Here is an 18,644-nt window from a genome sequence, read left to right as displayed (position 1 = left end):
ATGGGGACCCGGAGAAGCCAGAGCAGCGCGCATCCTGCGCGCCCAAGCAAAAGCGGCCTTCATGGAGGCTCTTTTTTTTGCTATTGATCTCGGGTCCCCGTCAGCCGCGGCGAGGGCATGACGGATAAGCCCATAGGGTCGCGCGCAGGATGCGCGCGAGTTCGCGAATGGACAGGGATGTCCATCGAGCGAACCCCGGCATGACCTCGCGTACCCGTAGCGCGCAGCGCGAAGGGCGCGGCTTCCGGGGCGGCGTTTCTTTGGTTACTTTCTTGTCGCTGTAGACAAGAAAGTGACCCGCTCGTCCGCAGGACGAGTGGAAGCTTTGCTCTTACAAACACAAAAGAATCAAAGCAAAGTCACTGGATCCCCGCCAAGAGCACGCGGGGATGACAAGAAAAGAAGCAATCCTCGCCGCCGTTAATGCGCGACAGGCGCCACCATCGCTGATGCATCCGCGCGGCGATGCCGCCGCGCCCCAATCGAATCAAACCACAGATACAACACCGGCGTGATATACAACGTGATGAACTGCGAAAACAACATACCGCCGACAATAACGACACCGAGCGGCTGACGCAGTTCGGCGCCCGCGCCGAGGCCGAGAGCGATCGGCAGCGCGCCGGCGAGGGCGCAGAGAGTCGTCATCGTGATCGGGCGGAAGCGCAGCAGGCAGGCCTGGCGGATCGCCTGTTCGGGCGGCAGACCCTGGCTGCGTTGGGCGTCGAGGGCGAAGTCGATCATCATGATCGCGTTCTTTTTGACTACGCCGATCAGCAGCAGCATGCCGATCATCGCGATGAAGGTCAGCTCCATGCCGAGCAGGCGCAGGGCGAGCAGGGCGCCGACCGCGGCCGAGGGCAGGCCGAGCAGGATGGTCAGCGGGTGGATCCAGCTTTCGTAGAGCACGCCGAGGACGAGATAGATCGCGGCGACCGCGATCGCGATAAGCCAGAGCTGGCTCGTGCGCGATTTCTCGAACAGGCCGGCCTGGCCGCCGAAGCTGCCGAAGAGGGTCTGCGGCATGGCGATCGCCTCGCGCGCGCTCGCAATCGCGTCGGCTGCGTCGGACAGGGATTTGCCGCGCGCAAGCTCGAACGAGAACGTGATCGCGGGCAGCTGCGCCTTGTGCGCGACCATCGTCGTGCCGTTGCCGCGCTTGACCTTGGCGATCGCATCGAGCGGAATCAGCGCGCCGTTGCCGCCGCGCAGGAACACGCGGCTCAGATCGGTCTCGTCGCGGCGGCTTTCGTCGGCGAGTTCCATGATCACCTGATAGCTCGCCTGCTGCGCGTAGATCGTCGACACCTGGCGCGTGCCGAATGCGGCGTGCAGGGTCGTGCGCAGGCTGGCCATGTCGATGCCTAGCTGGGCGGCCTTGTCGCGGTCGATCTCGACCTGTGCTTCGAGACCGTTGGTTTCGTAGTCGCGGTCGATCTCGGCGAACACGCCGGACTTGGACAGTTCGGCGAGCAGCTTGCGCGACCACGGATCGAGTTCGTCCGCTCCGACCGACTGCAGGGTGTATTCGAACGCACTGTCGGACGTGCTCGCGCCAACCTTGAGGTTCTGCACCGGGCTGAAGTTCACCGTGATGCCGGGCAGGCGCGCGGCGTTCGCGCGCAGGCGTTCGAGCACCTGCGGCATGGCCGGGCGCGCGTCGCGCGGCTTGAGGTCGATGGTCAGCGCAGTGGTGTCGTGGTCGACCTTGGAGGCGACCGCGGCGATCGCCGGATCGGCGAGCAGGCCGGTCTGCACCTTGCGCAGCACGACGAGACGGCCCTCGTAGGACATGTCTTCGGCGGTCTTGATCTTGACCGCGATCTGGCCGGTGTCTTCCTGCGGGAACAGGCCCTTCGGCGCGGCGACGTAGAGCGCGGCGGTCAGCGCGACGGTCGTCGCGCCGACGAAGAGGACGACATTGCGGTGGGCGAGTGCGAGTTCGAGCGTGCGCCGATACGCATCGAGCACGCGCGCGAAGCCGGCCTCGAACGCGCGGTTCCAGCCACGCGCCTCGTCGTGCGCGGGCGCTTCTTTGATCAGCATCGGCACGAGCACCGGGATCAGGGTCAGCGAGACCGCCGCGGAGACGAGTATGGCGAGCGAGACGACGATGGCGAATTCGTGGAACAGCGCGCCGCTCAAGTCGCGCATGAGGAAGATCGGGATGAACACCGCAACCAGCGAGATCGAGATGGACAGCACGGTGAAGCCGACTTCGCGTGCGCCGCGCAGCGCGGCTTCGCGCGGCGCCAGCCCCTGCTCGATGTAGCGCATGATGTTTTCGAGCACGACGATCGCGTCGTCGACGACGAGGCCGACCGCGATGGTCAGGCCCATCAGCGAAATATTGTCGAGGCTCAGATCGGCCCAGTACATGAGGCCGAAAGTCGCGAACAGCGACAGCGGCAGACTGATCGACGGAATCAGTGCGGCGCTGAGCCGGCGCAGGAACAGCAGGATGACGAGGATCACCAGCGCGATCGTCAGCAGCAAGGTCATGTTGACGTCGTGGATCGCATCGCGGATCGACTGCGAGCGGTCGCCGAGCGTCTGGATCTCGACCGAATCGGGCAACTGCCCGCGCAGGCGCGGCAGGATCGCGCGCACCGCGTCGATCGTCGCCACCGTGTTCGCGCCGGGCTGGCGCTTGATCTGCAGCAGCACCGAATTGCTGCCGTTGACCTCGCTCGTGTTCTGCGTGTTCTCGATACTGTCGTAGACGCGGCCGAGGTCGGACAGGCGGATGGTGCGGCCTTCGCGCACGGCGACGGCGACGTCGGCGAAATCGGCCGCCTTCATGAGCCCGCGCGGCATCTGCAGCGCGAGAGTCTGACGGGGATTGTCGAGCTGACCGAGCGGAGTGATCGAGTTCGCCGTCTTCAGCGCGTTGTTGACGTCGATCAGCGACAGGTCGAGTGCGGCGAGGCGTTCGGGATCGATCGCCGCACGCACCGCGTAGCGCTTGCCGCCCTTGACGATGACCTGGGCGACGCCGTTGATCGTCGACAAGGTCGGCACGACGAGATCGTCGACGTAGGCATTGAGCTCGCTGAGCGGCATGGTCGGCGAGCTGAGGCCGATCTGCAGGATCGGCGCGTCGCCCGGATTGACCTTGGCGTAGGTCGGCGGCGTCGGCATTTCTGCGGGCAGCGAGCGGCCCATGCGGAACAGCGCGGCCTGCACGTCGACCGCGGCGGCGTCGATGTCGCGACCGAGATCGAATTCGAGCTGAATCTTGGTTTCGCCCTGGATGTTCTGCGAGGTAGAGCCGACCAGACCGGGAATCGAGGAGAACTCTTTTTCCAGCGGCGTCGCGACCGAGGTCGACATGTTCTCCGGGCTCGCGCCCGGCAGCTTGGCGGTGACTTCGATGGTCGGCGATTCCACCTGCGGCAGCGCCGAGATCGGCAGGCGCGTCCAGCAGACGACGCCGGCGACGATCACCGCGAGCCACAGCATCATCGTCGCGACCGGACGCTGCAGCGAGAGGCCGGCGAGATTCATCGTGCGGCTCCGTGGGCGAGATTCGCTTCGTTTGTGGCGGTGTGGTCGACCGTGACCGTCATGCCGCTGCGCAGATTGCGCGCACCTTCGACGACGACGATTTCGCCGCTGCCGAGGCCGCCGACGACCGCGTGGCGGTCCTGGATGCGCAGCAGGGTGACCGGCCGCGCGGTGACGTGGTCGTCGGCACCGATCTGGAAGACGAAATGGCCGTCGGGCCCTTCGAGCACGGCCTGCGGCGGCAGCACGACCGCGCCCTTGCTCGTGCCGGCGTCGAGGGCGACGCGCACATAGGCGCCGGGCCAGAGGCGGCGGTCGGCGTTGGCGAAACTGGCCTTGAGGCCGATCGTGCCGGTCGCGGCGTTGACGCGGTTGTCGATAAAGCTCAGTTCGCCCGTGTGCATGCCGCCGTCGCCGAGATCGAGGCCGACCTTGGTTGCCGTCGCGTCCTGCGCGGCGCGCACCGCGGCGAGGTCGCGCTCGGGCAGGGTGAACTCGACCGCGATCGGATCGAACTGCACGAGGTTGACCAGCGGCGCTGCGTCGCCGACCTGGGCGAGGCTGCCCGGATGCACGGCGAGCGCGCCGGCCTTGCCGGCGATCGGCGCGACGATGCGCGTGTAGCCGACGCGCACGCGCGAACTTTCGACGTCGGCGTGCGCGGCCTTGAGCTGGGCCTGCAGCGAATCGGCCTTGCTGCGCGCCGTGTCGACCACCGCGGCCGACATGAAACCGGACTTGACCAGTTGCAGGGTGCGGTTGAGATCGCGCGTCGCGTCGTCGAGCTGGGCGCGGATCTGCGCGGCCTGCGCTTCGGCGCGGCGCAGTTGGGCGACGACGTCGCTTGCGTCGAGCTCGAACAGGAGCTGGCCGGCCTGCACTTCGTCGCCTTCGCGGAAGTGCACGCTGCGGATCACCCCGGTCACCTGCGGGCGCACGTCGACCTGGTTGAGCGGCACGATATGGCCCTGTGCGGCGAAGCGCACGGGCAGGTCGAGCGTCTGCGAAGTGGTCACGCCGACCAGCGGCGCGGACTTGCGCGCGGCCGACTTTGTCGCGCCGTCCGGCGCGAACATCTGCCGGCCGAGGGTGCCGGCGAGGACGAGGGCGAACACCGCGGCGCCGAGCGCGATGCGGACGGATTTCTTCATTGCCAATGGCCTTGCGGTTGCTAATTCGGACGGTGCCGCGCCGGGCGATTGCCGGCGCGGCGCAGAGGATGACGGATGAGGATGTCGATCAATCGCGCTTGTGGTTCGACTTCTCGCCCTTGGACGGCTTGGTCTCGCGCGAGAGCACTTCGCCGGAGCGGCGGTCGATCAGCAGCTCGACTTTCTGCGCGTCGGCGTCGCGGCCTTCGACTTCGACGAGGCGGTCGCGCAGCTTGATTTCCTTGACCTGCACTCCCTGCGCGGTGGCGCGGCGTTCGATCTCGTCGAGGCTCAGTACGGGCGCGGCCGCAGCGGCGGCGGGCGCCGCTTGTGCCGGCGTGTGGACGACGGCGGCGAGAGCGAGGGTCAGCGTGGGCAGCGCGGCGGCGAGCAAGGATTTGGCGTTCGTGGTGGGCATGGCTAAACTCCGTATCGAATGAGGTCGCCGGATGGCGGCCGGGCCAAACTAGATCAGCGACGCTGACGCGAATCCGGCGGATCGCGTCAGGCAAATGTCAGCGGCGCGCTGGCAGGGTGCGCTTCCATGACGACACGCAGAAAACTCATTGCGCTGATTCCGGCGCTCGCGCTCGGTGCGACTCTCGCCCATGCCGGCGACGGCAGGGACAAGGACGCCGAGAAAGCGCGCAAGAAACAGGCGCAGCAGGAAGCCTTCGCGGCGATGCAGCGCGGCGAAATCCTGCCGCTGACCAAGATCCTCGCGATCGCCCAGGCCAAGGTGCCCGGCGACGTGGTCGAGGTCGAATTCAAGGGCGGCCCGGTCTACGAGATCAAAGTGCTGACCGCGAGCGGACGCGTGCGCGAGGTCGTGCTCAATGCGCGCAGCGGCGACGTGATCAAGGTCGAGGACGAGTAATTGCGCGCGCTGCTGGTCGAGGACGATCCCGACGTCGGCGCCGACGTCGCCGACGCGTTGCGCGCGGCCGGGTTCGTCGTCGATCTGTGCACGAACGGCGAGGACGCCTGGTTCAAGGGCGACGTCGAGGACTATGAGATCGCCGTGCTCGACCTCGGCCTGCCGCGTCTCGACGGCTTGTCCGTGCTGCGCCGCTGGCGCACGGGCGGCCGCGATTTCCCCGTGCTGATTCTGTCCGCGCGTGGCGACTGGACCGAGAAAGTGCAGGGCATCGAAACCGGCGCCGACGACTATCTGGCCAAGCCGTTCGAGATGGGCGAGCTGATCGTGCGCGTGCGCGCGCTCGTGCGCCGCGCGGCCGGGCGCGCCTCGGCGGTGCTCGTCTGCGGCCGGCTCACGCTCGATACGCGGCGCATGTCGGCCACGCTCGACGGCAAGCCGGTGGCGCTGTCGCCGCTCGAATACCGCTTCTTCGATTACCTCGCTCACCAGGGCGACCGCGCCGTGTCCGCGGGTGAACTCGCCGAGCATCTCTACGGCGCGGCCGAGTCGGGCGACACGAATGCGATCGAAGCACTGGTGACGCGCTTGCGGCGCAAGCTCGGCGCCGACGTCGTGCAGACGCGGCGCGGCTTCGGCTACGTGCTCGCGGGTCCGGCCTGATGGCGCGCTCGCTGCGCCTGCGCCTGCTGATCGGCGCGGCCGCCGCCGTGTTCGTGGCGATGCTGCTCGCCTGGGTCATCATGACCGTGCTGTTCGCGCATCACATCGAGCGGCGCGCGGCGAAGGAGCTGACCTACGACGCAGTCGAACTCGTCGCCAGGCTGCGCCTCGACGGCGGCGTGCCGGCGGTCGACGATCCGCCGCACGACGCGCGCTTCGAGAAGCCCGACAGCGGCTACTACTGGCAGCTCACGACCAAGCAGGGGGCGCTGCGTTCGCATTCGCTCTGGGACGAATCGCTGCCGGCGGTCGATCTCGACGCGGCGCGCGCGACCGAGTCCGCCGAGTGGGCCACGCGCTTTGCGCCGGGGCCGTTCGGCCGGCGTGTGTTCCTGCTCGAACGCAGTGTGCGTCCCGACCGCAGCGGCGACAACGTGCTCGTGCAGGTCGCGATCGACGAAGCGCAGTTGAGCCACGTGCGCCGCGAATTTGGCCGCGAACTCGCCCTGTTTCTCGCCCTGCTCTGGGCCGCGCTGTGCGGTGCCGCCTGGGTGCAGGTACAGCTCGGCCTGCGTCCGCTCCAGCGCATCCGCGAAGAACTCGCCGCGCTGCGCCGCGATCCGGCCGCGCGCCTTTCAGCGACGCATCCGCACGAGATCGCGCCGCTGACCGAGGCGATCAACGATCTCGCCCAGGCGCGCGAACGCGACCTCACGCGCGCGCGCCGCCGTGCATCCGATCTTGCCCATTCGCTGAAGACGCCGCTCGCCGCGCTCAGCGCGCAGAGCCGGCGCGCGCGCTCAGCGGGCGCGATCGAAGCGGCCGATGGCCTCGATCGTGCGATTGCCGCAGCCTCGGCCGCGGTCGAAACCGAACTCGCGCGTTCGCGCGCGGCAGCGATCCGCGACGCGACGAATACGCCGGAGTCGTCGCCGCAGCGCATCGCCGAGCGCGTGATCGGCGTGGTCGAGCGCACCGACGCGGGTGCGCGCATCGTCTTCGAAGTCGACATCGACGAAAACCTGCGCGCGCCGCTCGCCGAGGACGATCTCACCGAGATTCTCGGCGCGCTCGTCGAAAACGCCGTGCGCTTCGCGCGCCGCCGCGTGCGCATCGCGGGCGCGCGCGAAGGCGGCCTCGCGCTGAGCGTAGAAGACGACGGCCAGGGCCTCGACGTCAGTGCCGAAACCGCGTTGATGCGCGGCGGTCGCCTCGACGAATCGGGCACCGCACACCATGGCCTCGGCTTGTCGATCGTGCGCGACCTGGTCGAGGCGACGGCCGGCGAGATCGAACTCGGGCGCTCACGGGAACTCGGCGGATTGCGCGTTGCGCTGACCTGGCCCGAGGTCGCCACGATCCAGCGCTGATCGCGCGGGCGCAATTCAATCGCGCTGCAAGGCGGCCGACCGTATCGAGCGGCTCGCCTGCCTGTCGCTCAAGCCAACCCGGCCTTGTCGAGACCGAACATTTTGTCGAGCGAACCGGGCACGGTGCGGAACGCCACGTTGGCGCGGTTCCAGGCATTGATCGACATCACGTGGAAGGTGAGCGTCGAGAGTTCCTTCTCGGCGAACTGCTCGCGCATCTCGGCATAGAGCGGGTCGGAGATGCCGCCTGGCGCGATCTGCGTCAGCGCTTCGGTCCACGCCAGCGCGGCGCGCTCCTTGGCACTGAGCAGCGGCGACTCGCGCCAGATCGCTATGTGGTGCAGGCGCAGCTCGCGTTCGCCGTGCAGCTTGGCTTCCTTCGCGTGCATGTCGAGGCAAAAAGCGCAGCCGTTCATCTGCGAGGCGCGGATATCGACGAGCAAAGCGAGCTGCGGTTCGATGCCGCTGTCGGCGATGGCCGCGCCGAGATCGAACAGTTTCTTGACCAGTTCGGGCGATTGCGCGGCGTAGTTCAGACGCGGCTGGGTGTGCGTGGTGCTCATGATCGTTCTGTTTCCTGTGAGGTTTTCGGGTGTCGGATCGGCGTGTCGTTGCCGATCACAACCTCAAGACGATCCGGCACGGCGCGATGTGACATCGCCGCGGAAAAACATCGATCGTGTTGACGCGCCGGCTTCAGCCGGCCGCGTTGGTGTGCGCGAGCGCGGCCGGAATGCCGCGCAGTTTGTCGGGATTGCGCTGGATGTAGAGCGCACCGATGCGGCCCGGTTCGCTGGCCGACAGAGCCAGCGCGACGGTCTGTATCAACTGCCCGGTCGCGTCGTCGAAGATCAGGCAGCCGGGCAGGCCGTTGATGCGCGCCGGCTGCAAGCGCCAGCCGGCGCTGGTCGGCAGCACGGCGAAGCCGATAAAGGTCTTGGCGATCATCGCGCTGCCATGCAGCGGGCGCATCAACGCGCTGACCTTGCCGCCGCCGTCGGACAACATCACCGCGTCTTCCGCGAGTATCTTGGCGAGAGCGTCCACGTCGAACTCGCGCACCGCGTCGCTGAACGCGTTGAACAAGCGCTCGCGTTCTTCTTCTTCGACTTCGCGACGCGCGTAGTCGGCCTTCACGTGATTGCGCGCGCGGCTCGCGAGCTGGCGGCAGGCCGCCGCGCTGCGGTCGAGGCGCCGGCCGATTTCGTCGAAGTCGAGATCGAATACGTCATGCAGCAGGAACGCTGCGCGCTCCAGCGGCGACAGGCGTTCGAGCGCGAGCATGAAGGCGACCGACACGTCCTGGGCGAATTCGGTGTGTGCCTCCGGGCCCGACGACCAGGCCGCCTCTTCGTCGACCAGCGGTTCGGGCAGCCAGATGCCGACATAGTGTTCGCGCCTTTCGGCGGCCGAGCCGAGTTTGTCCAGGCACAGATTGGTCGCCAGGCGCGAAAGGTAGGCGCCCGCATGCTGCACGCTGCTCTCGTCCACCTCGGCCCAGCGCAGCCAGACCTCCTGCACGATATCCTCGGCCTCGCTGCGCGAGCCGAGCATGCGATAGGCGAGCGCGCGCAGGTTGCGCCCGTGTTCGCGGTCGTAGCGCAGCGCGCGTTCGGCAAGAGTCGTCATATCGATCGGATTTTTCACGGGCTGGGAAGTGCACCACACACTTCGCGTAGACGGAACAGCGCGGCGGTGTGTGACATGCGCTGACGCCGATGCCGGCGATGGCCGAGTTCTCCGGTATCACGGTGTCCGACTCGGATTGACTGGATGTTCTGCCAACTCCGCTCGACGGTTTGGTCCGACTGAAGTGCCAGCCGCCGCACTACACGCTGCCGGCGCCGGCTCTATCGCGGCTGTCCGGGCGGAGAATCCGCGCGCACGCCCTTCGCGCCGCTCAGCTCGTTCATCCGCTGTCGCTTGGTATTGGCGAATTCCGCGCTCCAGCCTGCGGCCGTGGCGTCGCGTATGCCGATCCAGTAGGCGTTTCTTCCCGCGGCAATGTCGCCACGGTGGAAATACTGATCACCGAGCGCGAAAGCGCTGGCGATGGTCGCTTCGTTGGTCTCGTAGCCTGGCGCTGCGATGAGCGCAGCGCGATAGTCGATCGCGCGGGTTTCGGCGCCGACCTGGGCATAGAAGTTGGCGAGATACTGGCTGATGCGTGGATCGATGGCGCCGGCCGCGGCGTACGCACTGCCGAGATCGTCCATTGCATCGGTCAGGCTCGGATCGGCGAGTTCGAGCGCAAGCGCGATCAGTTCCGGCCGCAGCGCACGGAAGTATCCCGGGTCGATCCGGCGCAGCATCGCGGCGAGCGCGAGTGCGCCACCGGGGCGTTCCTCATAGGTTTTTTCTGTATAACGCTGGGTCAGCGCAACACCGGTGAGCTGGGCGAAAGCCGCCTGCCGCGCGGCGGCCGGAAGACGGGCGATTGTGGATTCGAGCGTGCGCGCATCCGCCATCGGATCGATGGCGGGAATCGTCCGGCCGAGCGCGGCGAACTGGCGCAGAAACGCCGCCGCCGGCGGAAACTGCAATGCGTTGCCGTAGTTGAGACGCAAAGCAGCGGTCGGCGCGTCGTTGTTGGCGAAGAAGACGAAACTGAGTTTTTCACTCGGAACGTGGAGCAGGAACGAACAGTAGGAGGGGCCGAGGCCATAAACCCAATAAATCTTAGTTCCGTTCCACTCCTCGCTGAACCAACCTAGCCCGTAGGGCGATGACGCGCCGCGGTTGAGCCGGAAAGGTGTGGTCATTTCCTCCACACTCGCCGCGCGCATCAGTTCGCCGCGGTCGAGCGCGGCGATATAGCGCACGAGATCGGCGAGCGTGGAGAGCATTCCGCTGTTCGGATAGGCGAGGCGGTGGCCGGTCTTCAGGTCGTTATCTGCGACGAATGCGTGTTGTTGCGTGTCGTAGCGGTACGGAGTGACGATGCGTGCGGCGTGTGCATCAGCCGCCGCGCCGGGAAACGCAGTCAATGTGTCGTGCATGCCGAGCGGGGCGAGGATCTGCGCATGGACTTCGCCTGCGAATGCGCGTGCGTAATCCGTGTCTCCGCTCAGCTTGGCGAAGACGCCGTAGACGGCGTTGAAACGGTTGCCGTTGTAGCTGAAGACTGCGCCCGGTTTCGCTCCCTCCGACGTCTGCGAAATCACATGGCGGATGCGGATGTCCGGGCTGTTGTAAAGCCAAGCCGCGGCATTGGCGAACTGCGGATAGCCGGTCAGGTAATCGTCGAGGCCGATGCGTCCCGCTTCGGCGTAGCGCATCATCAGCGCCGCGGTGAACGTTTTCGTGATCGAGGCAATCGGAAAGATCGAGTCGGTGCGAATCGGCGTGCGGCGTTCGCTGTCGGCGAAACCTTCCGTTTGTGTGTAGACGATGCGCCCATCGCGCGCGACGGCCAGCGCGTAGCCGGGCAGGCGCAGCTGCTTCGCGTAGCGCGCAATGGCTGCGCAGAACGGCCGTTGCGAGGAACAGTCGGTGGAAGGCGCGGAATCCGCAGGCCGAGCCACGGCAGGCGCAGTCAAGCAAGCGGCCCAAAAACCGAAAAACAATAAAGACCGGCGGTGCGTCGAACAAATGAGTACAGCAAATCGCATAAGTATTTCCGCCTCGATGACGACAGCGATAAAGATGCGAGTCCGCACTGTCAGGTTTAAGCGTGCCAGCTAACTTGGCGAGTGTCGGAAACGCTCAACGCGTGTTCGCTTCGTTTGTCCGGCGTGCACGGCGCGCGTGCAGGCTGTGGATCAGGAACGGCGCGGCGAGGCCGAGTCCGACCAGCCAGTGCAGAAGCCGCACGGCGTCGCGCACGCCGTCGTCGCTCGCGTAGTAGAGCAGATAGCCGGTCGCGGCGAGCACGGCGAACATGGCGATCAGCACGAGACCGCTGCGGCGCCGCTTCGGCCGCGCCAGGCCGTGGCGCACATGCACGATCCAGATCACGCCGCCGAGCCAGAGCGCAAGGAACGCCGCGGCGCCGTGCAGGCGCAGCCACCAGGCTTCGAGCGGATGCGGCTCGGCGCCGAATTCTCCGTGGCGCTGCAGGAAATAGTGGAAAATCAGCCAAAGTATACCGGTGAGCCAGATCGCCGCGAACGTGGCGTAGGCGAGGCGCCGATGACGCGGCGACAGGCGCAGGCCGTGTGTGCCGTGTGCATGGCGATGCGCGGAATGCGGGCGCGATGCGGGGCCGCTCATGCCGCGTTCGAGTAATGCCGGGCGGTGCCCGCTTCGTCGACGACGGCTTGCGCTCGATAGTGATCGAGCACGCGCCGGGTCAGCGCGGCCGGCGCCGCGAACACGACCTTGGTCAGCGCATCGGCGAGCATGCAGGTCGGCGCGATCACGCTGGCCGCGGCGGAGAGGCCGACGGCTCGCCTGTCGCGCGCGTCGAAATGCGTGCCGATCCAGGCGTTGCCGCTGCGCCGTCGCGTCGCTGCGCCGATACTCGTCGCCAGCGCTGCGTCGCGGATCGCGACGGCGCCGCTGACGGCCGAATTGTCCGCACCGCGCAGGTGCACGATTTCCTCGAATGCGCCGGCCGCACGCAGATCGCCGCCGGCATTGACGAGCGCGATGTCGGCGCCGTGCGCAAGCAACTGCTCGATTGCGCGATCGACCGCATAGCCCTTGGCGATACCGCCGAGATCGAGCCAGAGCGGCCGATGCAAACGTACCCGGCCGGCTTCGATCAGTTCGACGTCGCGCCAGTTCGCGCCGCGATCGGGAACGAACGGCGAGCGCGGCGCGGGCAGAAATCCCTGCGCAACAAGTTCGCCGGCGATGCTCGGATCGAAATGCCCGTCGCTGCGTTCGGCCAGTTCGAGCGCGCAGCGCAGGACGTCGAGAGTGCGCGGATCGATGTCGACCGCCGTTCCGGGCAGTGCGGCGTGCAGTCGCGACAGATCGCTGTCGGGTTCGTGGAAACTCATACGGCGGTGCGCCGCTTCGACTTCGGCGAAGGCCGCCTCGATCGCAGCGCGCGCGCAGGCCGTATCGGCTGCATCGACGCGCATCTCGACCAGGGTGCCGAGCCACGGTCGCGCGCGTTGCAGGCGCACGCTCATGCCGGCGTCTTCAACGCAGCCTGATAGAGCTTGAGCAATCGCTGCACGCCTTCGGTGAGATGGCGGCAGGACAGGGTCGCGCCCGAGATGATTTTGATGTCGCGGTTGAGCGCGGCCGCGTCGGCAGCGGTCTTGCCGACGAACTGCTTGCGCCAGGCCGGCATGCGCACTTCGCCGCCGTGCGACTCGCGGTATTCGAGCACTTCGAGTGCGATCACGGTGCCGGCCGTGTCGAGCGCGAGCGAATAGGTGATCGCCTCGCTCTTGCCGATCACCTGATCGACGATCAGCCAGCCGAGTTTCTTGTCGCCCGCCTGCGCCGTGAAGATCTGCGGCGACCAGCCGCCAGGCGCACCGACCGCCGCGAGTGCCGCTGCGTCGGGCGCCGCCGTCGGGCGAAATTCGCTCGCACCGGCGAATGCTTCCTGTTGCGCCTGCTGCACGCTCATGTACTGCGTGGCGAACGCCGCCTGGCTCACTGCCGCGGCACCGAATGGAATCAACCAACGCACGTGCATAAGCACCTCACTGCTTCCCGCCCCGCCGGGACGGCGGGAAGCCGCATGCTAGGCGACCCGGATCAGAACTGGTAGCCCAGGCCGAGATCGAAGCGATTGCCGTAACTGAGCGCCACATCTTCGTAGTGGAATTTCTGATAGTCGATCTTGAACACCACGTTCGGGTTCAGATAGTAGTTCGCGCCGACCGTCCACACGCGCTGAGTCGGTAGCGGCGCCGTGCCGAGACCGAACGGCTGCGTCGCATACGACGCCGCGGTGTTGAACATCTCGTAGCGCAGAAACGGCGACAGGCTCGAATCGTTGCCCCAGGCGAGCGCGTGCCACGCGCCCTGCACGTAGCCGCCCCAGAACGATTTCGGCACCGGCGTCGGCTGGCCGAGGAACTGCAGGTTCAGATCCTGCGTGTTGCTGATCGTGCCGCGCGTGTACAGCGCGGAAAGGTCGAACGGGCCCGGCTGCCAGCGCACGTGCGCTTCGCTGAGGACGAGGCGCGAGTCGTTGACCGGCAGGGTCGCATTGCCCTGTCCGATCTTGCCGGTGAAGATGCCGCCGCCGACGAGCAGGCCCGGAATGCCTTGCCAGTTTCCGGCTGCATAGATCGACGGATCGCGCGCCTTGGCGAGCTGCAATTCCTGATGGATGCTGCCGAGCGGCGAAATGCGGCCTTCGTCCGCGGTCGGGTCCCAGGCGCCGAGGTTGGGTCCGGTACCGACGCCGACGTTCCAGTTGAGTCCCCATTCGGTGCTGCCGTACATCGCTACGCCGCCTTCGCGCCACGTGCTCGGGATGATCGCCTGCTCGACGAAGTTGCGCTCGACGCCGTAGTAGTTGCTCGGCTCGTGGTGCTCGTTGAGCAGGCCGAGCGGAACCAGCATGAGGCCGACGCGCACGCCGTAGTTCGGCGCGAGCGCATGCTCGACGTAGAGCTGCTCGATTTCGGTTTCGCCTTTGTCCGAACTCGACGCGACCGCGTGTTCCCACTCGATCTCGCCGTAGACACGCGTGTTCTCGTCGAAGACGTGGTTGAAGCCGATCACCGCACGGGTCAGGTCGGCCACGGTATCGCCTGCGCGCGCCGTCGGGCGGTTGTAGTCGAGCTGTCCGTAGCCCCAGAACGAGGTGTTCGCGCCGAGCGCGACGCCGCTGCCGCCGGTGCCCGGAATCGGCTCGCCGGCGGTCGTCGTCGCGACGGGCTGCGTGGGCGCGGGCGCGGTCGGCGCGTTTGCCGCAACCGGGGCCGCAGGGGCCGCGGTCGCAGCGATGCTTTGCCCAGAGACGGGCGCTGCCGGCGTGGGCGGCTGCGTGCGCTGCGCCTGCATCTCGTGCACGAGGCCGCGCAACTCGGCGACTTCGGCGCGCAGCGCTTCGACTTCCGCCTTCAGTTTCGCATCGTCGGCGTAGGCGTTCGGCGCGAGTCCCGCGCAGGACATCAGGATAGCCAGCGCCAGCTGTTTACGCTGCATGTCGTTTCTCCAAAAAGATAAAAAGATACTTTTCCCGGAAGGACATCGCCGCGCGCGGGAAAGCGCGCGCAGGCGTCATTGCTTCGGCAGGTCGCGAGCGGGATCGGCTGTGCCGGTCGCCGGGTCGTAGCCGTCGGTCAGCGTGGCGAGGAAGACCATCACGTCGTCGATCTCGGGCTCGCTCAGCGCCGGCGCATCGCCCGGATGGCGGTCGTACGGGCCTTCGGTGGTGTTGACGTTGCGTGTCAGCAGCGGCGGCACGTCGTTGAACTTGTGCACCGCGCCGTCGCCGTCGGCTGGATACCACTTGTCGGCGTTGGTGTCGCGCTGCACGTAGAACTGCACCGCCTCGCGCAGCGACTTGAAGTAGCCGTTGTGGAAGATCACCTTGCGCGTGACGATGTTGCGCAGGGTCGGCACCTTGAACTGGCCGCACAGATCGCTGCGGTTGGCGAGATCGGTGCGCTCGGGGCCGCACAGGCCCATGTCGAAATAGGCCGGGTCGTCGTTGGCCGGAATCTCCGCATTGCGCGGCACGCCGAGGTTGTCGTAGGTGTAGTCGGTGAACACGGGCGGATCGCCGTTCGCCTGCCGGGTCGACAAATGGCAGGCGGCGCAGCGTCCCTTGTTCGGATTGTTGAACAGCGCATAGCCGCGCAGTTCCTGCTCGCTGAGCCTGAGCTTGCCCTTGAGGAACAGATCGAACTTGGACGAGAACGGGCGGAATTGCGGCTCGGTGGTTTCGTATACCGACAGCGCGTAGCGCGCGGCGAGAAACGCCGTGTCGGCCTTGGTGAACACGTCGGCGCCGAACAGGCCGCGGAATTCGTCGGCGTAGCTCGCGCGGCTCAGCTTGTCGACCACCGCGGCCGCATCGCCGTTGGCCATTTCGTGCGCGGCGAGGAACGGGCGCTCGGCCTGGGCGACGAGATCGTTGGCGCGGCCGTCGCGGTTGAAACCGCCGGTCGGCGTGCCGTCGTTGGCGAAGAAGAACGGGATGTTGAGGTTGAGATAGCGCAGGCTCGGCACCGAGCGGAATCCCGGCACGTCGAGATTCGCGCCGCCCGACTGCACGGCGAGCGCGTTGTTCTGCGCGTGGGCGAACTTCGGATCGTGGCAGGTCGCGCAGGCCATCTTGCCCGAGGCCGAAAGCGATTCGTCGGCGAAGATTTTCTGGCCCAAGGCGGACAGCGCCGCCTGCGCGGGAACCGTATTGCCGCCGCCGGAAACGAAGCCCGGAGCCGCGGCGAGCAGCAGGGCGCAAAGCGCCGCGCGTAAGCCATGCGAAACATTGCGGGACTTGCCCGCACACAACGACCACCCAGCGATCATGCGCCCACCAGTCGATGCGACATAGGTTTAAAACGAATGAGAATGATTCTTAGGCAATGTTATATTAAAAAATCGTAAAATGCACAAGGTTGAGAAAGTTCGCTCGCGAAGGGAGCGGGTTATGCGGATTCGGCGCCGAGCGTCAGCCGGCAGGTTCCGTTAGCGGTCTGTCCAGCCGTTCAGAGGCGGAACGCAGTCGACGCCGGCAGTCGCTGGAGGGCTCCCGCGTGGAAGGGGCGCAGCGATTGCGGGATGGGCCGTCGGCCGGAGAACTTCGGCCGTTCCGGCTTCCGGGCAGCGAGACGTATCGAGGACTGCCGCGCTGCCGTTTTTTGCGCCGAGGTGAAGTCGGCGATGGCGCGCTGTCGCGTCAGTTCAGCGCTTGGTAAATCTGGATCAGATTGCCGCAGGTGTCGGCGAACACGGCGATGCTGACCGGCCCCATCTGCGTAGGCGTCGTCGTGAAGACGACGCCGCGAGCCTTCAGGCGCTGATGCTCCGCGTCGATATCCTCCACTTCGAATGCGGTCGCCGGGATGTTCTGCTCGAACAGCGCCGCCTGGTAGGTCTTGCCGGCCGGATTCACGTTCGGCTCCAGTGCCAGTTCGACGTCGTGATGTCCGTCCGGCGCGAATACCGTGATCCAGCGGAAGCCGCCGCCCACGTCGATGTCGCGGCATTTCGCGAAGCCGAGCACGTCGGTGTAGAACTTCAGCGCCTTGTCCTGGTTGTCGACGATGACGCTGTTCAACTTGATCTTCAGGCTCATGGCGTTGCTTACCTTCTAGAGTTGGCGTTGCGAGGGAGGTCGCAGCTTGGCAGAGTCGGCGCGGTCGCGCTTCTCAAAAATTGCGCCCGCCGGCCAATACGCCATAAGCGTGAAGCAGCCCGGATAGAGCTTCGGCGGCAGCGTTCCCGGCACTTGCGCCAGTGTGCGCGCATCGCGCCGGAACACCGACGGCGATGAGCCGATGCGGTGCGCAAATACATGGCTGAATGTGCCGAGGCTGGCGAATCCCGCCGCCGCGCAGACGTCGGTGACCGACATGGAATCGAGAATAAGCAGTCTCTTCGCCAGATCGATGCGTGCATCGATGCGCATCTGTTGCGGCGTCTGCCCGAACACGGACTTGAATGCGCGGATGAAGTGGCTCGGCGTCAGCGCTGCTTCGCGCGCCGCCTGTTCGAGCGTCAGTTTCTGATCGAGCGTGTGGCACAGCAGTTCTCTGGCTCTGCCGAGCCGGCGCGCGAGAGAATTCGAATGGGGAAGAGCGGTGATCACGGTTCTGGAGTGGACGATCGAATGATTGCGCCGATCTTGAAGACCACGCGCGGATCTTCGATTGCCGAGACGAGTTGCAGTTCAAGGCAGGTCGGCATAAAGGAATTATCGACCGGCAATGGCGATCGACCAATTCGACGACAACGGCACGCTGGCGCAGGCGGGGCCGCCATCTTTTCCCGTGCCGCGAATGCTCGCCTGCAACAGCGCCGATTGGGCGAGCGCGCTTTCGATCTGCGTTGCGGCGATGCCGAAGAGCGGTACTTTCGCGCGGCGCGTCCAAGGGGAATCCGCCTGTCCCGCGCAGGTGCCCGAGTTGACGTAAACGAAGCGCACGGCCGGCGGCCCTTGCGTGAACTCGCCGGTAAGCCGGGGCGGCACGCTGTCGAGATCGGCGACGAGGGCTTGGAAATCGAAGACCAGCGAACCATCTGCTTGGATGGCCGGCGCGAGAAGCCCGGAATGTCCCCGCTGCACCGCAAACGCAACGCCGCTCGGCGGCGCCACCACCGTCAGTCTCAGTCGCAGGAGTTGTTTCATGCCGCTCGATGCTCGTGAAAGTAGCCGCTGCCGCGATGAGCATCAGCATACAACAGGCCGCTGCAACAGCATCGCGCGGCGATTGTTCTCGGCGTTCGCGCCGCACGCAGACGAGCGAATGCGGTCGGCAGCGTGCCTCGTGCGGTAACTTGACCATTCCCTTGACGATGAACTCTTCCATGTCCTCTTTCTCCGATCCCGAAGCGGTCGCTCGTTATGCCGAAGGGCCCATCAGGCAAGTCCCGGGCTTTCTTGCCTTGCAGCGGATGGCCGCCTTGCTTCTGGCCGAGTCCGTTCCGGCCGACGGCAATGTTCTCGTCGTCGGTGCCGGCGGCGGTTTGGAGTTGAAGGTATTCGCCGAGGCGCAGCCCGGATGGCGCTTCGTCGGTGTCGATCCGTCGGCCGAGATGCTGAAACTCGCTGTCGCAACACTGGGGCCGCTCGCGTCGCGTGTCGATTTCGTCGAAGGCTATGTCGATGCGGCGGCGGCCGGTCCCTTCGACGGAGCCGCTTGTCTGCTGACCCTGCATTTCCTCACGGCCGATGAGCGCCTGCACACGCTCAAAGAACTGCGCCGCCGGCTGAAGCCCGGCGCGCCGCTGGTCGTCGCCCACCACAGCTTTCCTCAAGGCGAGCGCGAGAAGGCGCGCTGGCTGGAGCGATATGCCGCGTTCGCGGTGTCGTCCGGAATTCCCGCGTCGAACATGCGCAATGCGATCGACGCGATCGGCGCCCGGCTGCCTTTGCTTTCCCCAGAGCAAGACGTCGCGCTGCTACGGGAAGCCGGTTTCGACGCGGTCGAGTTGTTCTACGCGGGCTTCACGTTCAAGGGCTGGGTTGCTTACGCGCCATCCTGA

The 18,644-nt window shown here is 66.5% G+C and carries 18 protein-coding genes; 4 read left to right on the top strand and 14 right to left on the bottom strand.

Annotation, left to right across the window (positions count from 1 at the left end; translation table 11 throughout):
* Window positions 1-420 precede the first annotated feature (420 nt).
* From FFS30_RS05205 to FFS30_RS05195, 3 genes are all read right to left on the bottom strand, one after another.
* Window positions 421-3,507, bottom strand: coding sequence for an efflux RND transporter permease subunit (locus tag FFS30_RS05205; RefSeq protein ID WP_137912016.1), 3,087 nt, complete (start codon window positions 3,505-3,507; stop codon window positions 421-423).
* Window positions 3,504-4,658: an efflux RND transporter periplasmic adaptor subunit gene (locus FFS30_RS05200; protein WP_137912015.1), complete on the bottom strand. Its 1,155-nt coding sequence runs from the start codon at window positions 4,656-4,658 to the stop codon at window positions 3,504-3,506. The genes FFS30_RS05205 and FFS30_RS05200 overlap by 4 nt, the downstream gene beginning before the upstream one ends.
* A gap of 88 nt (window positions 4,659-4,746) precedes the next feature.
* Entirely contained in the window at window positions 4,747-5,076 is a 330-nt protein-coding gene (locus FFS30_RS05195; protein ID WP_137912014.1) for a PepSY domain-containing protein, read from the bottom strand.
* A gap of 126 nt (window positions 5,077-5,202) precedes the next feature.
* Here FFS30_RS05195 and FFS30_RS05190 point away from each other — a divergent pair, with 126 nt between their 5' ends.
* The 3 genes from FFS30_RS05190 to FFS30_RS05180 are packed head-to-tail and all read left to right on the top strand — an operon-like array spanning window position 5,203 to window position 7,568.
* The gene (locus FFS30_RS05190; protein ID WP_137912013.1) at window positions 5,203-5,535 is read left to right on the top strand and encodes a PepSY domain-containing protein; all 333 of its coding nucleotides are present in this window, start codon (window positions 5,203-5,205) and stop codon (window positions 5,533-5,535) included.
* Window positions 5,536-6,198 carry a response regulator transcription factor gene (locus tag FFS30_RS05185; RefSeq protein ID WP_137912012.1) on the top strand — a complete coding sequence of 221 codons (663 nt, stop codon included), beginning with the start codon at window positions 5,536-5,538 and terminating at the stop codon, window positions 6,196-6,198. It abuts the gene before it with no gap.
* Window positions 6,198-7,568: a HAMP domain-containing sensor histidine kinase gene (locus FFS30_RS05180; RefSeq protein ID WP_137912011.1), complete on the top strand. Its 1,371-nt coding sequence runs from the start codon at window positions 6,198-6,200 to the stop codon at window positions 7,566-7,568. The genes FFS30_RS05185 and FFS30_RS05180 overlap by 1 nt, the downstream gene beginning before the upstream one ends.
* Before the next feature lie 68 nt (window positions 7,569-7,636).
* On the opposite strand, the gene FFS30_RS05175 is transcribed toward FFS30_RS05180, so the two are convergent.
* The 11 genes from FFS30_RS05175 to FFS30_RS05125 all read right to left on the bottom strand — a co-directional run bounded on the left by FFS30_RS05175 (window position 7,637) and on the right by FFS30_RS05125 (window position 17,787).
* Entirely contained in the window at window positions 7,637-8,131 is a 495-nt protein-coding gene (locus tag FFS30_RS05175; protein WP_137912010.1) for a carboxymuconolactone decarboxylase family protein, read from the bottom strand.
* A gap of 133 nt (window positions 8,132-8,264) precedes the next feature.
* Window positions 8,265-9,215 carry an RNA polymerase sigma factor SigJ gene (gene sigJ / locus FFS30_RS05170; RefSeq protein ID WP_212742402.1) on the bottom strand — a complete coding sequence of 317 codons (951 nt, stop codon included), beginning with the start codon at window positions 9,213-9,215 and terminating at the stop codon, window positions 8,265-8,267.
* Between the two features lie 203 nt (window positions 9,216-9,418).
* A complete protein-coding gene (locus FFS30_RS05165) occupies window positions 9,419-11,092 on the bottom strand; it encodes a serine hydrolase domain-containing protein (protein WP_171014424.1) in 1,674 nt (557 codons plus the stop codon).
* Between the two features lie 181 nt (window positions 11,093-11,273).
* A complete protein-coding gene (locus FFS30_RS05160) occupies window positions 11,274-11,780 on the bottom strand; it encodes a DUF4405 domain-containing protein (RefSeq protein WP_137912008.1) in 507 nt (168 codons plus the stop codon).
* Complete coding sequence (locus tag FFS30_RS05155; protein WP_137912007.1) at window positions 11,777-12,649, bottom strand: FAD:protein FMN transferase; 873 nt, start codon at window positions 12,647-12,649, stop codon at window positions 11,777-11,779. Before FFS30_RS05155 ends, FFS30_RS05160 begins: the two co-directional genes overlap by 4 nt.
* Window positions 12,646-13,167 carry an FMN-binding protein gene (locus tag FFS30_RS05150; protein WP_137912006.1) on the bottom strand — a complete coding sequence of 174 codons (522 nt, stop codon included), beginning with the start codon at window positions 13,165-13,167 and terminating at the stop codon, window positions 12,646-12,648. Before FFS30_RS05150 ends, FFS30_RS05155 begins: the two co-directional genes overlap by 4 nt.
* A 62-nt stretch (window positions 13,168-13,229) precedes the next feature.
* Window positions 13,230-14,633, bottom strand: a complete 1,404-nt coding sequence (locus FFS30_RS05145) for a porin (RefSeq protein ID WP_137912005.1) — start codon at window positions 14,631-14,633, stop codon at window positions 13,230-13,232.
* Between the two features lie 75 nt (window positions 14,634-14,708).
* Window positions 14,709-15,965 carry a cytochrome c peroxidase gene (locus tag FFS30_RS05140; RefSeq protein ID WP_137912004.1) on the bottom strand — a complete coding sequence of 419 codons (1,257 nt, stop codon included), beginning with the start codon at window positions 15,963-15,965 and terminating at the stop codon, window positions 14,709-14,711.
* A gap of 370 nt (window positions 15,966-16,335) precedes the next feature.
* A complete protein-coding gene (locus FFS30_RS05135) occupies window positions 16,336-16,734 on the bottom strand; it encodes a VOC family protein (RefSeq protein ID WP_249352182.1) in 399 nt (132 codons plus the stop codon).
* Between the two features lie 15 nt (window positions 16,735-16,749).
* The gene (locus FFS30_RS05130; protein ID WP_212742401.1) at window positions 16,750-17,247 is read right to left on the bottom strand and encodes an AraC family transcriptional regulator; all 498 of its coding nucleotides are present in this window, start codon (window positions 17,245-17,247) and stop codon (window positions 16,750-16,752) included.
* Between the two features lie 105 nt (window positions 17,248-17,352).
* A complete protein-coding gene (locus FFS30_RS05125; RefSeq protein WP_137912003.1) occupies window positions 17,353-17,787 on the bottom strand; it encodes a DUF5990 family protein in 435 nt (144 codons plus the stop codon).
* 179 nt (window positions 17,788-17,966) lie between these two features.
* On the opposite strand from FFS30_RS05125, the gene FFS30_RS05120 reads away from it, so the two are divergent.
* On the top strand, window positions 17,967-18,644 hold the full coding sequence (locus FFS30_RS05120; RefSeq protein ID WP_137912002.1) for a class I SAM-dependent methyltransferase: 678 nt from the start codon (window positions 17,967-17,969) through the stop codon (window positions 18,642-18,644).

It is taken from the genome of Rudaea sp. 3F27F6, assembly GCF_005503555.1.
GTDB lineage: Bacteria > Pseudomonadota > Gammaproteobacteria > Xanthomonadales > Rhodanobacteraceae > Rudaea.
Note: the sequence above shows the minus strand (reverse complement) of the source record. Positions and strands in the feature narration are given on the sequence as shown.